13 protein-coding genes are annotated in these 13632 nt (G+C 43.4%); 9 read left to right on the top strand and 4 right to left on the bottom strand.

What is annotated here, in order from left to right:
* Positions 1 to 250: 250 nt before the first annotated feature.
* On the top strand, positions 251 to 1621 hold the full coding sequence (locus IRQ95_RS01305) for a permease family protein (RefSeq protein ID WP_194435210.1): 1371 nt from the start codon (positions 251 to 253) through the stop codon (positions 1619 to 1621).
* Between the two features lie 54 nt (positions 1622 to 1675).
* Positions 1676 to 3301 carry an acyl-CoA synthetase gene (locus IRQ95_RS01300; protein WP_194435209.1) on the top strand — a complete coding sequence of 542 codons (1626 nt, stop codon included), beginning with the start codon at positions 1676 to 1678 and terminating at the stop codon, positions 3299 to 3301.
* 120 nt (positions 3302 to 3421) lie between these two features.
* On the opposite strand, the gene IRQ95_RS01295 is transcribed toward IRQ95_RS01300, so the two are convergent.
* The 4 genes from IRQ95_RS01295 to IRQ95_RS01280 are packed head-to-tail and all read right to left on the bottom strand — an operon-like array spanning position 3422 to position 6842.
* On the bottom strand, positions 3422 to 3862 hold the full coding sequence (locus tag IRQ95_RS01295) for a universal stress protein (RefSeq protein ID WP_194435208.1): 441 nt from the start codon (positions 3860 to 3862) through the stop codon (positions 3422 to 3424).
* Between the two features lie 21 nt (positions 3863 to 3883).
* Positions 3884 to 5167 (bottom strand): TRAP transporter large permease, encoded by a 1284-nt coding sequence (locus tag IRQ95_RS01290; RefSeq protein WP_194435207.1) that lies wholly within the window; start codon positions 5165 to 5167, stop codon positions 3884 to 3886.
* Between the two features lie 15 nt (positions 5168 to 5182).
* Positions 5183 to 5758 carry a TRAP transporter small permease gene (locus IRQ95_RS01285; RefSeq protein ID WP_194435206.1) on the bottom strand — a complete coding sequence of 192 codons (576 nt, stop codon included), beginning with the start codon at positions 5756 to 5758 and terminating at the stop codon, positions 5183 to 5185.
* A 58-nt stretch (positions 5759 to 5816) separates the two neighbouring features.
* A complete protein-coding gene (locus IRQ95_RS01280) occupies positions 5817 to 6842 on the bottom strand; it encodes a TRAP transporter substrate-binding protein (protein ID WP_228481045.1) in 1026 nt (341 codons plus the stop codon).
* Positions 6843 to 7742: 900 nt separating this feature from the next.
* On the opposite strand from IRQ95_RS01280, the gene IRQ95_RS01275 reads away from it, so the two are divergent.
* The 7 genes from IRQ95_RS01275 to IRQ95_RS01245 are packed head-to-tail and all read left to right on the top strand — an operon-like array spanning position 7743 to position 13630.
* Positions 7743 to 7973 carry a Flp family type IVb pilin gene (locus IRQ95_RS01275; RefSeq protein ID WP_194435205.1) on the top strand — a complete coding sequence of 77 codons (231 nt, stop codon included), beginning with the start codon at positions 7743 to 7745 and terminating at the stop codon, positions 7971 to 7973.
* Complete coding sequence (locus tag IRQ95_RS01270) at positions 7970 to 8410, top strand: prepilin peptidase (RefSeq protein ID WP_348541574.1); 441 nt, start codon at positions 7970 to 7972, stop codon at positions 8408 to 8410. Before IRQ95_RS01275 ends, IRQ95_RS01270 begins: the two co-directional genes overlap by 4 nt.
* A gap of 9 nt (positions 8411 to 8419) precedes the next feature.
* Positions 8420 to 9214: a Flp pilus assembly protein CpaB gene (gene cpaB / locus IRQ95_RS01265; RefSeq protein WP_194435203.1), complete on the top strand. Its 795-nt coding sequence runs from the start codon at positions 8420 to 8422 to the stop codon at positions 9212 to 9214.
* A 19-nt stretch (positions 9215 to 9233) separates the two neighbouring features.
* The gene (locus tag IRQ95_RS01260) at positions 9234 to 10565 is read left to right on the top strand and encodes a type II and III secretion system protein family protein (RefSeq protein ID WP_194435202.1); all 1332 of its coding nucleotides are present in this window, start codon (positions 9234 to 9236) and stop codon (positions 10563 to 10565) included.
* Positions 10562 to 11086, top strand: coding sequence for a hypothetical protein (locus tag IRQ95_RS01255; RefSeq protein WP_194435201.1), 525 nt, complete (start codon positions 10562 to 10564; stop codon positions 11084 to 11086). Before IRQ95_RS01260 ends, IRQ95_RS01255 begins: the two co-directional genes overlap by 4 nt.
* A gap of 13 nt (positions 11087 to 11099) precedes the next feature.
* Positions 11100 to 12326, top strand: coding sequence for a CpaE/TadZ family protein (locus tag IRQ95_RS01250; protein ID WP_194435200.1), 1227 nt, complete (start codon positions 11100 to 11102; stop codon positions 12324 to 12326).
* A gap of 17 nt (positions 12327 to 12343) precedes the next feature.
* Complete coding sequence (locus IRQ95_RS01245) at positions 12344 to 13630, top strand: TadA family conjugal transfer-associated ATPase (RefSeq protein WP_194435199.1); 1287 nt, start codon at positions 12344 to 12346, stop codon at positions 13628 to 13630.
* The last annotated feature ends 2 nt before the right edge of the window (positions 13631 to 13632 follow it).

Here is a 13632-nt window from a genome sequence, read left to right as displayed (position 1 = left end):
CCTTTGTTTAACATTATCGCACTGGTCGTACCAGGTTTAAGTAAAACGGAGTGTGCTCTTTTGTTTTAACTATTTCAATTATTTATCGGTTAATTGAAACGCAGTTGTTTTCACTGTAAATGTTTAGGCTTAATTGTTTTATACAAAATATTAACACTGGCATCGTGGTTGCTATTACAAGGTTGAGTTGCAATAGAAAAACTTACTCAAAGATACCTACAAGTAATACTAACTAAAAATAGGAGTACGCATGTCAGTCATTAAACGCTCTCATGGAAAAGAGCAACCATACTGGCCCGCTGGACCTTTTAAGATTCGCTTGCCATTTATTCACTACCGCTGGGAAATGGCGGAAACCATCCAAGGAATGATCATGTTCGTGGTCGGGATGGCGATGATTCCGTTACTTGAAAAATACCTCGGTCTTCCCTATGACGTCGCATTGGCTTACGTTGTCGTGTGCGGCATTGGCTTTATGCTTCCAAATCTATTAGGCGTGCCTATGGTCCCCGGTTGGATAACGCCCGCGATTCCGGTTGTACTGCTGTTTTTGGGTAATTTTGAGCCAGGACCAGAAGCGATTCGCGCTTTGGTTGGGCTGCAATTGATCGTTACTGCTATCTTTTTCATCCTTGGTATCACCCGTTTAGGCAGTAAGTTAGTTGATCTTTTCCCAGACTCCATCAAAGCCGGTATTTTGATTGGTGCGGGCATTGCGGCTTTGAGTGGTGAAATCAGTGAAGGTGGGCGATTAGCCAATACGCCGATTTCGCTAATCATTGGTTTTCTCGTTACCGCCTATGTACTTTTCTCTCTTAACTTTCGCGATTACGTCAATAGTCATAAATGGGCAAAAGTCATTGCTGGTTATGGCATGGTTCCGGGCACGTTGGTCGCAATGGGTGTCGGTTGGGCAGTCAGTGAGTATCCATTGCCAGATATTCAATTTGGTGTCTCTACGCCAGCATTTGGCGAGATGATTAACTACCTGCCATTCACGGTAGGTCTACCAAGTTTGGAAATGCTTTGGATGGCGATCCCTACTGCTTTGATTGCTTACGTTATCGCGTTTGGCGACATCATTGTCGGGAAAAGCCTGCTGGACCGTGTTGATCATTTGCGTCCAGATGAAGAAATTGAAGTCAACGTTGACCGAGTTCACTTAGTCACCGCACTACGTAACTTAATTCACTCTTTCTTTGCTCCTTACCCAGGTTTGGCGGGGCCACTATTTACTGGTGCGATGGCGACAATCGCGGAGCGATACCGTCATGGTCGTAGTGCGATGGACAGTATTTATAGTGGCGCGGGTGTGTTCTGGATTGTTGGTTTTATCGCCCTGTTTGCACTTCCTCTGATCACGCTATTTAAACCAGTATTGCCGATCGCGTTGTCTATCACGCTGCTCATCACCGGTTATCTGTGTATCTCTGTGGGTGTCGAGCAAGTTCGTAATGCGACTCAAATGGGCGTTGCAGGCACCATGGGTGTAGTGCTTGCCGTTTATGGCGCAGGCTACGGGTTATTGGCGGGTGTAGCGCTTTATTTCCTAATTGAGTACCGCCGTAAAAATGCGGAGCCAATGGAAGCCGAAGAGCCGATTGAAGTTCTCGAAGATTGATCAAGTAAGGAATATTTTCGCCCGGTTTACGCCGTGCGCTAAGGAAGAATTGCTATGAGTAAACATAATATCTATCACATTGGTTTGGAAAAAACGCCAGCAAACTACGAAAGCCTCAGTCCGCTAAGTTTTTTAGAAAGGGCAGCGAGTGTTTATCCGAATTACACCGCCACGGTGCATGGGAATATCCATAAAACTTGGCAAGAGACAGAAACTCGTTGTCGCAAGCTTGCTTCTGCTTTGCAAAAGCAAGGGATTGGTGAAGGGGATACGGTATCTGTGATTGCCCCCAATCTCCCTGAACTGTTTGAGATGCACTTTGGTGTGCCGATGTCTGGAGCGGTGCTTAACGCCATCAATACCCGTCTGGATGCGGATGCGATTGCCTTTATTTTCCAGCATGCGGAAAGCAAAGTAGTCATTGTTGATAAAGAGTTTACCGAGGTGGTTAAGAAGGCGTTAAAAATGATCGCCCATCGACCATTGGTTATCTCAATTGATGACCCTCTGTATACCGAAGGCAGCCTGATCAGCGAACTGACCTATGAAGAGTTTATTCTTGATGGTGATCCAGAGTATCCGTACTACCCACCAAGCGATGAGTGGCAAGCGATCTCACTAAATTACACCTCCGGTACAACGGGCAATCCTAAAGGGGTGGTTTACCACCATCGTGGGGCTCACTTAAATGCGGTGAGTAACATCATGTCATGGGATATGGGTTCACACCCAGTTTATCTTTGGACCTTACCTATGTTTCACTGTAACGGCTGGTGCTTCCCTTGGTCGATTGCAGCGGCGGCAGGTGTGAGTGTGAGTTTGCGCCACGTGCGTGCTGATGCGATTTTTGATTCGATCAAACAAAATAAAGTGACCCATTTTTGCGCCGCACCCATAGTGCTTAATATGATGAATAATGCCGATGTGGACTTAAAATCGGATATTCACCATCAGATTAAAGCAATGACCGCTGGCGCAGCGCCACCGGCCTCGGTTATCGAAGGTATGGAAGCATTAGGCATCGAAGTGACTCACGTTTATGGCTTAACGGAAACCTTTGGACCATGTGTAGTATGTGATTGGCAACGTGATTGGGATAGCCTCAACAATACGGAACGTGCCCGTATGAAAGCCCGTCAGGGGGTGCGTGCCCCTATGCAAGGTGAGTTAATGGTTGCCAACCCGATCACCATGGAGCCCGTAGCGAAAAATGGTCAAGAGATGGGTGAGATCTTCTTGCGCGGTAACATCGTGATGAAAGGTTATTTGAAAAACCCAAGTACATCCGATGAAGCATTAGCAGAAGGTTGGTTCCATACCGGTGACTTAGCGGTATGGCACCAAAACAACTACATTGAAATCAAAGACCGCTCTAAAGATATCATCATTTCAGGTGGTGAAAATATCTCGAGTATTGAGATCGAAGATGTCTTGTATCGTCACCAAGATATCGAAGAGGTTGCGGTAATCGCAATGGCGGATGAAAAGTGGGGCGAAGTACCTTGTGCGTTTGTCAAAACTAAAAATGATATCGACTTGACTCAAGATGAGCTGATTGAGTTTTGTCGCAGCCAGATGGCGCATTTTAAAGTACCGAAGAAGTTTATCTTTACCGCATTACCAAAAACATCGACGGGTAAAGTACAAAAGTACGTATTACGCGGACGTGTTAACGAATAAGCGAATATAAGTTATTTCTACTGCTCCAATAAATTTTAAGCCAATAGCATTGTGCTTGAGAGCTACCTTTATGTCAGTGTTGGGTAGCTCTCTTTTTTGAGTAGGTAATGTATCTTTATTTTAAACGACCATCGTAGGGCATGAAGCGTGTCCGGCAACTCGGTGGGAAACACTGCCTAAAAACATACCATCTTTACCAGTGTGGGTACCGCTTGCTCCCATAACTATCAAATCTACTTCTTTCTCTTTGCTGAACTTAATGATGGTTTGCGAAGGTCTGCCACCTTTGACGAAGCCACGTATTTGCTCAACGCCTTGGTCTTTCGCATGTTGTTTTGCTTGCTCAACAATGCATTTTGCGTACTCACTCAGCGCTTGGTCGGGGATCTGTAAATCATCAGGACGTACCATCGAAAGAGAGCTTTCGAATAAGCTATGGTGTTTGTATACGCTCAGTAAAAACAGTTCGCAGCCTGTTAGGCGTTGTAGCTCAATTGCTTTATCTAACGCATTGAGCGCAGAAAAAGAACCATCGACTGCAACCAATATTCTTTTAAACATGTTATCTCCTAAGGCTGCCAGTTAATCAAAAGCGATATCGCGCAAGAATAGGGCAATTTGCGGGAAGAAAACCAACAGCGCTGCCGAAAGCAACAAGATCGCGATAAATGGACCAGTGCCGCGGATCACCTCCCAGTAAGGCTTTTTAAAAATGGCAATCGCGGTAAAGATGTCACAACCAAAGGGTGGGGTAGCTGACCCTATCGCCACCTGCAGGGTGATAATAATCCCAACATGCACCGGATCGAGGTTAGTCGCTTCAATTGCAGGGGCAAAGATAGGCGTAAGCACCAAAATGACCACGATTGGGTCGACAAACATACAGGCAATGAAGAACGCGATTGAGATTGCAGCCAATACGCCCATTGGTCCCATTTCGCTGATGCCAACGGCCTCAAGAATAGCTTGCGGGATCTGCGCAAATGAGATTATCCAAGAGAAGCCATTACCCACACCAACCAAAATAAACACCACAGCGCTGATTAGCCCGGTTGAGCGAGCGATGGTGAAGATATCGTGAGTTCCAAGCGAACGGAAGATAACAAACTCAAGAATAAAGGCATACAACACACATACTGCCGCAGCTTCCGTAGGGCTAAATACGCCGCCGTAAATACCGCCAACGATGATGACAGGAAACATTAATGGCCATAGCGCGCGTTTAGTCGCCTGAAAACGTTCGCTCCAGCTCGCTTTCTCTTCGGTTGGTACGTTATTGACAGTGGCGTAGTAGAGACAATAGAGCGAGAACAGGAACAAGATCATTAGCCCTGGACCAATACCTGCGATAAACAGTTCTGCAATGGAAGTCTCTGAGATGACGCCATAAATGATCATGCCAATACTTGGCGGGATCAAAAAGGCAATATCACTGGCATTGATAATCAGAGCCAATGAAAAAGAATCACTGTAGCCTGCGCGTAACAGCTTAGGCCTGAGTGCAGAGCCGACCGCAACAACCGTTGCTTGTGTTGAACCTGAAACCGCACCAAATAGGGTACAGGAGGTAGCGGTGCTGATGGCTAAACCGCCACGTATATGACCGATAAAAGCCATGACCATATCGATCAGGCGCGCAGCTGATTGACCTCGAGTCATAATGTCTGCGGCGAGAATAAACATCGGTACCGCAATTAATGAGGCAGGACGAATACCACCGAGCACCTGTTGGATAAATGTATCCATTTGTCCGACACCGCCGAAGGTCATATAGAACCCCGTCAGTGCCGCGGTAATTAGAGGGATCATCATTGGAAAGCCAAGAATCAACAGGGCAATCATGATGAACATTAAGGTTAAAGCCATAGAAAAGTTGCCTTATTAAACTTCACTTTCAGTTTCAGCGTATCCATCCAGAACGCCAGCAGAAATATAGACATCAGAAGAGGTAAGGTTTTTGTACATGGTTAAGGCGTATTGGATGCCTGTAATGACAAAGCCAAGTGGTACCCATACGTAGATCCACCAGATTTCAAACCCCAGTGCAGGGAGAATTCTTCCGCGTTCGTATATGGATATGATGTACTCAAGAGAAAAGTAGGCGAGGACAAACATCACAACAGAGGTGAACAGTGCGATGATGGTCATTAAGATTTTTCGCCCTTTAAATGGCAGGGCATCATAGATGGCAGACATCCGAATATGACGACCATAACGAGCGGCGTAGCCAATACCCGCGAACGTGATCAGGACAATCAGGATTCGGTTGATCTCACCGGAGAAAAATAGCCCTTCACCAAACACAAAGCGGGCGACAACATTGACACAGGTATTGAGTGCCATCAAAAGGACGCCAGCGGCGAGTAAAAAAGATTCGAGTTTACAAATAAAATCGTCCAACAAGCCAAGAAAACCAGGCAGTGTTGAACGATAGGTCAGTGCTTCTGCATCAGTCATTGCGTACTTCCCTGCAAAGAAACAGGCACCCCAAGTGGAGTGCCTGTTTGATAAACGACTATTTGGTTACGGCTTCAAGGTCTTGCTTGAATTGATCAAGTAGTTGTTTTCCGCTATCACCAGTCATTTCGTAGAAAGTCGCTTCTACTTGTGGTGCGCGTTCTTTGAATTTAGCGATTTGCGCGTCTGTTAGGCGAGTAACGGTGACATCTTTGCTCGCGGCTTGGATTTTTTGCAGAGATTTGTCGGCTAAACCGTTAATGTGTTTAATGGTTTCATCGAACGCGTAATCGGCTGCATCGCGAACCACTTTTTTATCTTCTGCGGAAAGCTTATCGAAGAAGTCTTTGTTGGCCATCGATGCAGTAGTAAACCAACCGTGGTTAGTGAATACAAGGTTTGGAGATACTTCATATAAACCGCCAGACTCGATCCAGAAAATAGGGTTTTCTTGACCTTGAATCATGTTGGTTTGTAACGCACCGTATACTTCGCCCCAAGGTAGTGGCGTAGGTGTTGCGCCGAAAGCTTCGTAAGTAGATGAAAGCAGCGGGTTAGTCATGACGCGAATCTTTTTACCTTTTAGATCTTCAGGTGAAGTGATTGGCTCATCAACGGTCATCACCATTTCACCTTCAGGATACATCTTAAGTAACTCTAGACCTTGCGCCTCGTAAAGTTTAGGGAAGTTTTCGTTCACCGCTTTACTCTGACGGAAAAACTCAACCACAGATGCCATATCAGTCGGCATTAGGTAAGGAATAAAGAAGATTTGAGCTTCTGGAATAAGTGCACCAGTAAAACCAGGAGATTGGTTAACAAACTGAAGAATGCCAGCTTGCGCTTGCTCCATGATATCGTCCGACTCACCCAGCTCACCAAAGCGGTAAACTTGCAACGTATGCTCAGAGTTGTCTTCAATATATTTTTTAAACTTCAGCGCGTATACGTCTTGTACGTCGCCTTTGTATTCTTCGTGAGCGTAACGCCAAGTGTCAGCATTGGCGATAGATGAAAAACTTAGCGCAGCCGCAACGCATGAAACCGCAGTCAATTGCTTAAAATGGTTAAAAATGGACATCATGTCCCTCCAGTTTTGTCATTTATTTCTGATTCGTTCGAATAACAATTGGGGAAAAACAGCAAAGTCTAAATCCAATTCCAATCAGTAATACGGAACGAGTTACAGAGTCCCTTACAAGTGTATTCATTAGAGGTGTAATTAATAGTTTGGTATTGAATCTATTTTTAGGGTTGTGATCAGTGCCGAATAATTCGTTGTAACTGAGGGTTTTTGAGTGTTTCTTGAGTTTTTAAGGCCATTTTTATAATTAGAGAACAAGAAAAAATACTTACAGTTAAAATTATTTTTAGACTCCATTAATGAATGCCTGCTTATTTGAAAGATATATTTAGATATACCGGTCGATATTGAAGTTGTAGCAATGTTGACTGGCACCCACTAACCTCATCACGTATTACATTTATGATCGGCGGCTTTGTCTCTTTGTCGGCCACCTGCACCTGCAAGTTGTTTGGGTATAGTAAATAACAATTTCTCTACTCATGTTGAGCCAATCCGTTTTGAAACCACACACTACTCCTTTACAGAACAGAATTTAGAGTAAAAACTTTATTTGTTAAAAAAATAAAGCTATCAACCTAAAGTATTAGTAAATGTTTTCTTAATGAGATCTAGATCTCGAAATATAAACTTTTATTTCTATCTGATTTCTTATTATTTGAACCGGTTCCAAAAAATAGCTTTTTAATTGATATTTATGTCAATTTGACATTGTCAAAAATGAGACATGACGTCGTTGTCTTAATGTATTTTGTGTGGTTCTCATGTTGGGAATGGTTAATTTTTGTAACGAATTATTAAATTGTGAATATTTGTAAGATTGCATATTTCTCAGTGATAATCCGGCCGTAAAGGATAGAGCTAGTCTCTACTTAGTAAAAAGTAAAGTCGAGGTAAAAAATGTTAACTGAACTATATGTAAAAACTAAACTGACTGTTGAGAACTTCAAAAATGATCAACGTGGTGTAACCGCAATTGAATACGCAATCATTGGTGTTGCTGTATCGGCTATTGTACTAGCTGTCTTTAATGGCGCTGGTGAAGACGGCGGCCTAAAAGGTGCACTAGAGGGCGCTATCAAAACAATTACAGGTCATATTGGTGAAGCAGACACAGGTACAACAAACTGATTAGTGTCTCAGAATATAGCTTTTTAGGATGGTTCTTATTAGCCATCCTATCTTGCCGAGTGATATATCGCGATATATCCACTCGCACAATTTCCAACCGAGCATGCGCCGCAATACTCGGTATTAGTTTATTGATGGGTTTTACTCACATCGCTGTGGTTAAAACCATTTTAGTTTGCGTAGTTTTACTCACTTTATATGGTCTCTCGATATGGGGTGGGGGGGATAGCAAATTAGCTATCGCATTTTTACCAGCGGTATCTGAACAGTATTTATGGCTGTATTTGTTGTTTATTGCTGTTTTAGGTGGTGCGTTAGCAATGATTTATCTTTTTTATGGCTGTTTTGTAGGAATGAAGAAAGTAAAGCAGCGTGGTTTGCCGTTTGGTATACCCATTTGTTTATCTGCACTGTTTTTTATCGCAGCATCACTATAAGGAAAGAACATGCGCTCAAAAATCATTATGGCTGTCGCCATTGTTGCGATCGTAGCGGGTCTCTTCGGTCTGTTTTTTCCTAAACAAAATGTCCAACCAGTAGCTGCTACGCCGGAGGAGAAAGCGCCCGTTTTTTTCAAAACGTACGTTTTAGCCCAAGACACAGTTAAAAAAGGGCAGCAGGTTAAACGCACCGATTTCGGTATTGTTAAAATAAGTGAAGAAGAAGCCAACTCATTTGGTTTTGACTCAGATATGTTATTTGAATTTGAGAGTGGCTCAGTTTACGCGCGCGATATTGGGCAAGGTGAGCATATTTTCGCCGATAATCTTGTTCAACCATCGCAAGATAATTATATCGATTTCATCATTAAACCTGACCATGTGCCATTTGCTATCGAGGTATCACCTAGCTCAATTGTGGGGGGCGTAATAGGTAATGGCAGTTATATCGATATCTTGGCGTTAACAGGCCAAGACAGTTCGAGCAATGAGTTAGGAAATTTCAGACGCGAGCAAGTGTCAATTAATCCGGTGTTAACACATATTAAAGTGCTAAAAGTAGAGCAGCCGAAAGCAGAGTTGGCGCTGAATAACGATCAAATTAAGCCAAGTTATCTGATTTTGGAATTGAATCGAAAGCAAGTGGCTGTACTCACGGTCGCTAAAACAATTTCTAAAATTGAAGTACACAAAGCCGTTGGTCATTACTCAGTCAATGAACTCCAAGCCAATGCAGGTGATGTGTTACCTGACTTTAAAGCAATCAAAGAATTAAGAGCAGAAAAAATTGCTGTCAATTAATAGCTAAGGAAGAGCCGTTATGTCCCGTTCTAATTTTACCCTAGGTATTTTGTTGGCGAGTTTGTTCTTTTCGATTGCTGCCAACGCTACCAGTTTTATGTATTTGATGGAAGGTGAGGCCAAGCCAGTCATCACCACCACAGATATTGATACTGTGTTTATTTCTAATCCCGAGATAGCGGATTATCAAGTTATCGACACAAAAAAAATAGTCGTGTTTGGTAAGAAAATGGGCACCACATCTCTAATGCTATTTGATGAAAACGCTCAGACATTGGTTAATCGCAAATTGGTTATTAACCAGAGCTTTGCCGAGATCAGCCAACAAGTTCGCCTTCATTTTCCAACGTCGGATGTATCAATAAGCAATATTGGTGAACAAGTTGTGCTAACCGGTGTTGTAGCAACGGAAGACGAAAAAGATGGCATCAATGACTTAGTCGGTGAATTACTGTCTAAAGACGTCGAGAAAACCATTCATACATGGGAAAAAGATGAAGGCGATGACGAAATCATCGGTTTCATGACCAAACGTGAATATAAAGGCATCGTTAATCAAATCGAAGTTAATGTCACCAAGCAGGTCAATGTAAAGCTTTCGATCGCTGAAGTATCGCAAAGCTTTATGGAAAACTTTGGTGTGCAATATGGTAATGCAGGGCAAACAGCAGGTGTGTTTGTAAACCCGATTTTGGATTTCAGCGCCGACGATTTACTCGCGACGATTACAGCAGTGGGTGACGATTCGATAGGTCAAGTGTTGGCTGAGCCTAATTTGTCAGTGATCTCTGGAGAGAGTGCATCGTTCTTAGTCGGTGGTGAAATCCCGGTGGTGACGATTGTCGATAACGCAACCAACGTCGAATACAAAGAATTTGGTATCCGTTTAGACATGGTGGCTAAAGTGCTTCGTGATGACAAAATCAAACTCTCGTTACAGCCTGAAGTAAGTTCACTCGATACCCAATACACCGATGAGCGTTACAGCTTACCAGCGCTAAAAACTCGTAGGGCGAAAACCACTATTGAGTTAGGTAATGGACAAAGTTTTGTCTTAGGTGGCTTGCTTAGCACCGAAGATGTTGAAAGTTTGAGAAAGGTTCCGTACATCGGTGATATTCCAATTCTTGGTGCGCTGTTTCGTCACACCGAAACGTCACGGAATAAAACCGAGCTTGTGATTGTTGCGACCGTTAACTTAGTTCAGCCGATAGCACCTCATCAAGTTCAGCTGCCTTCAATGAAGCGTACATCAAATCTAACTCGATTATTCGGCGTTAAAGAACAGTATTCACCAGTGGTGACTCAACGCACACAAGATATTCTAGCTACCGGAGGATTTAAAAAATGAGCCGATGGATTATCACGCTATTTGTTGCCTTTTTCCTCAATGCCTGTGCAGTTGTCCATGAAAATCACAGTATTGCTGTTGATGTCTATCCTGTTGAATATCAGCTTTCTATGTCGCTTGAAAATGGCAGTGAAAAGCAGGCAGAGCGTCAATGGTTAGAACTTAAACACAGTGCTTCTCAAACCTTACTGAGTCAACCTGTTGCATTTTATTACTCGAGCACATCAGGTAAAAAACTTGCCAAACGATGGAGCAGTGAACTGCTTAAGCAAGGTGCCAAGGATGAGCTGATCTCTGTTGTTGCAAGTAAACAGCTTGGTGAGTTTGATGTTCAAGTTCAGTTTATCAACTACAAAGTGGTCACCCCTATTTGTGAGCCACAAGAAGTCAGTGAATATGCGGCTCAACGAGTAGGCTGTGCGCCAAATAGCAACCTTTGGCAGTCAATGGTTGCACCTCAAGCGGCTCTTGCGGGGGCAAGTGTTGGCCAAATGCCATCTGGAAATACCTTACAGCCTTAAAAGGAAGTGACTTATGTTAGATATATTAGAGTCTCTAAATAAAGTAGAAAAAAAGGCTAAAGAATCGCTACGTTTTAATTGTGTTGCGTTTACTCAAAGTGAGCAATGCCGCCTCTTAATTGAAGAGGCTTTTCGCTTTGATGGATTGGTGCCTCCAACCAGCTTGCCAAACACAGACGCAGATATTCAAGCACACGTGCGCCAAAGTGAAATAGAAATTGTCTTGGTCGAGTTAAATGATTCACCCAATGTGACTGAAGATATGCAGCGTATCAGCCATTTGCTACCGAACCATGCTTCGGTGATTGTGATTGGACAAGAGGATGCAATATCGACAATTCGCAATTTAAAGGCAATGGGCTTCTACTATCTATTTTGGCCCGTCACCAAAGCAGAGCTGTTGGATTTTGTTAAAAACGTTTTTGATAACCGAGTTCGTGCGAGCGGACTTGGGAAAAAACGTTATGCCAAAAATATTGCCGTTTGGGGATGTGCCGGCGGGGCGGGGACGTCTTTACTTTGTAGTGAAATTGGTCATGGCCTAGCGAAGCAATATCATGCCAAGTGTCTGATTGTGGACCATGATTATTATGCAGGAAATATCGATATTCTACTCAAACTAGAAGGGTTTGAGAAAAAGCCAGCAACCATCGCCAGTGTTGATCATGACCTTGATGGGATATACGCCAGCAGCCTAACTAGAAAAGTCAATGATATGTTGTCTGTCTTATCTCTGACTTCAGAAACTCACGATGCTCATGAGTTAAAAGAGTATATCCGGACACTGGAAGCATTGTTATACGAACACAATAACTTTGTTATTTCAGACCTTTCCAAAGGCGGACAAACCAATGCTGACTATCAATATCTGGCAGATAAGGTGGATACCGCCGTTTTGGTGGTTAACCCAACGGTTTCAGGTGTTCGACAACTAAAGAAAATTTTGCAGCATTTGACCACTCATAGTCCTAGCTCGAGACAAATCATTGTGCTTAATCATGTTCGTCCTGCAAAAGCAGCAATACTTTCACGTGTTGAGGTGGAGAAATTTTTGGGACGCCCAATCGATATTGAAATCCCATATGAGCAAGATTTATTGAAGCATATTCTTGATGGTGGATATTTGCATCAGTCCAAGCTTTCGGTAGCGGCGTCGATTCAAGAGCTGATTGGAATGATCATGGGAGAGACTGCCGTTCCCAAGAAAAAAACGTTTACTCAATGGTTGTTAAGAAAGTAGTGCGGTGAGGAATAATTATGATTCAAACACAATCTCGCAGTACTTTTATTTCATTGCGAAAACAAATTTACGATGCGTTAGAAGCGGATATCGTAAATAAACTAACACGCGAGCAACTCACAGACCAAATATCAACCGCAATTGATGTATTAATTGATAGAAATGACTATTCGGTTGCAACGGTTGTTAGACGAGAGTACGTGAAGAATATCATTGATGAGCTGCTGGGGTTAGGTCCCCTTCAGCCTTTAATGGATGATGAAAGCATCACCGATATCATGATCAATGGTCATCACAACGTGTATATCGAACGCAATGGTATTGTCGAACGTTCAACGGTCTCGTTTATCGACGAGCAACAGTTGTTGCAGATAGCAAAAAGAATTGCAGCTCGAATTGGTAGACGTGTCGATGACTCTTCGCCAACCTGTGATGCTCGTTTAGAAGATGGCAGTCGTGTGAATATTGTTATTCCCCCAATTGCTATAGACGGCACAGCGATATCGATTCGTAAGTTTAAGAAACAGAGTATTGATTTAGAGCAGTTAGTTGGTTTTGGTGCTTTAAGCCCCGAGATGGCCAAAATATTGATGATTGCATCACGCTGTCGATTAAACATCCTTATTTCTGGCGGTACAGGTTCGGGTAAAACGACGTTATTAAACGCGTTATCTCAGTTTGTTTCAGAAAAGGAACGTATCGTCACCATTGAAGATGCCGCTGAACTTAGACTGCTACAACCCCATGTTGTGCGTCTAGAAACAAGAACATCAGGGATTGAAGGGACAGGCGCTATTACCCAGCGAGAGTTGGTGATTAACTCACTTCGTATGCGTCCCGATCGCATCATCGTTGGTGAGTGTCGTGGTGGTGAAGCTTTTGAAATGCTGCAAGCCATGAACACTGGTCACGATGGCTCAATGTCGACTCTTCACGCTAATACTCCGCGTGATGCTTTAGCAAGGGTGGAGGCAATGGTGATGATGGCAAACAATAATTTGCCGTTAGAAGCGATTCGTCGAACGATCGTGAGTGCGATAGACCTGGTTGTGCAAGTTAACCGCTTACATGACGGCTCGCGCAAGATCATGAGCATATCCGAAGTGATAGGCCTAGAAGGGTCAAATGTGGTTATGGAAGAAATTTTCCGTTTTGAACCATCTTTTGGCAATGACAGTGATGGCCGTGTCAATGGCGAATATGTTTCCGCAGGATTGATGAAACGTTCAGTGCTGGTTGAAAAAGCCCGCTTCTTTGGCTTGGAAGGAAACTTAAACACTATTTTCGGCTTCACAGGAGGGTGATT

The sequence above is a fragment of the Vibrio fluminensis genome (genome assembly GCF_015278125.1).
Taxonomy (GTDB): Bacteria; Pseudomonadota; Gammaproteobacteria; order Enterobacterales; family Vibrionaceae; genus Vibrio; species Vibrio fluminensis.
The sequence above is the reverse complement of the archived record's forward strand: the minus strand, read 5'-3'. Positions and strand labels throughout refer to the sequence as shown.

Bases quoted from the DNA above. Each gene is read 5' to 3' on its own strand.
- IRQ95_RS01305 (WP_194435210.1), top strand. From the start codon at position 251: ATGTCAGTCATTAAACGCTCTCATGGAAAAGAGCAACCATACTGGCCC.
- IRQ95_RS01300 (WP_194435209.1), top strand. From the start codon at position 1,676: ATGAGTAAACATAATATCTATCACATTGGTTTGGAAAAAACGCCAGCA.
- IRQ95_RS01295 (WP_194435208.1), bottom strand. From the start codon at position 3,862: ATGTTTAAAAGAATATTGGTTGCAGTCGATGGTTCTTTTTCTGCGCTC.
- IRQ95_RS01290 (WP_194435207.1), bottom strand. From the start codon at position 5,167: ATGGCTTTAACCTTAATGTTCATCATGATTGCCCTGTTGATTCTTGGC.
- IRQ95_RS01285 (WP_194435206.1), bottom strand. From the start codon at position 5,758: ATGACTGATGCAGAAGCACTGACCTATCGTTCAACACTGCCTGGTTTT.
- IRQ95_RS01280 (WP_228481045.1), bottom strand. From the start codon at position 6,842: ATGATGTCCATTTTTAACCATTTTAAGCAATTGACTGCGGTTTCATGC.
- IRQ95_RS01275 (WP_194435205.1), top strand. From the start codon at position 7,743: ATGTTAACTGAACTATATGTAAAAACTAAACTGACTGTTGAGAACTTC.
- cpaB (WP_194435203.1), top strand. From the start codon at position 8,420: ATGCGCTCAAAAATCATTATGGCTGTCGCCATTGTTGCGATCGTAGCG.
- IRQ95_RS01260 (WP_194435202.1), top strand. From the start codon at position 9,234: ATGTCCCGTTCTAATTTTACCCTAGGTATTTTGTTGGCGAGTTTGTTC.
- IRQ95_RS01255 (WP_194435201.1), top strand. From the start codon at position 10,562: ATGAGCCGATGGATTATCACGCTATTTGTTGCCTTTTTCCTCAATGCC.
- IRQ95_RS01250 (WP_194435200.1), top strand. From the start codon at position 11,100: ATGTTAGATATATTAGAGTCTCTAAATAAAGTAGAAAAAAAGGCTAAA.
- IRQ95_RS01245 (WP_194435199.1), top strand. From the start codon at position 12,344: ATGATTCAAACACAATCTCGCAGTACTTTTATTTCATTGCGAAAACAA.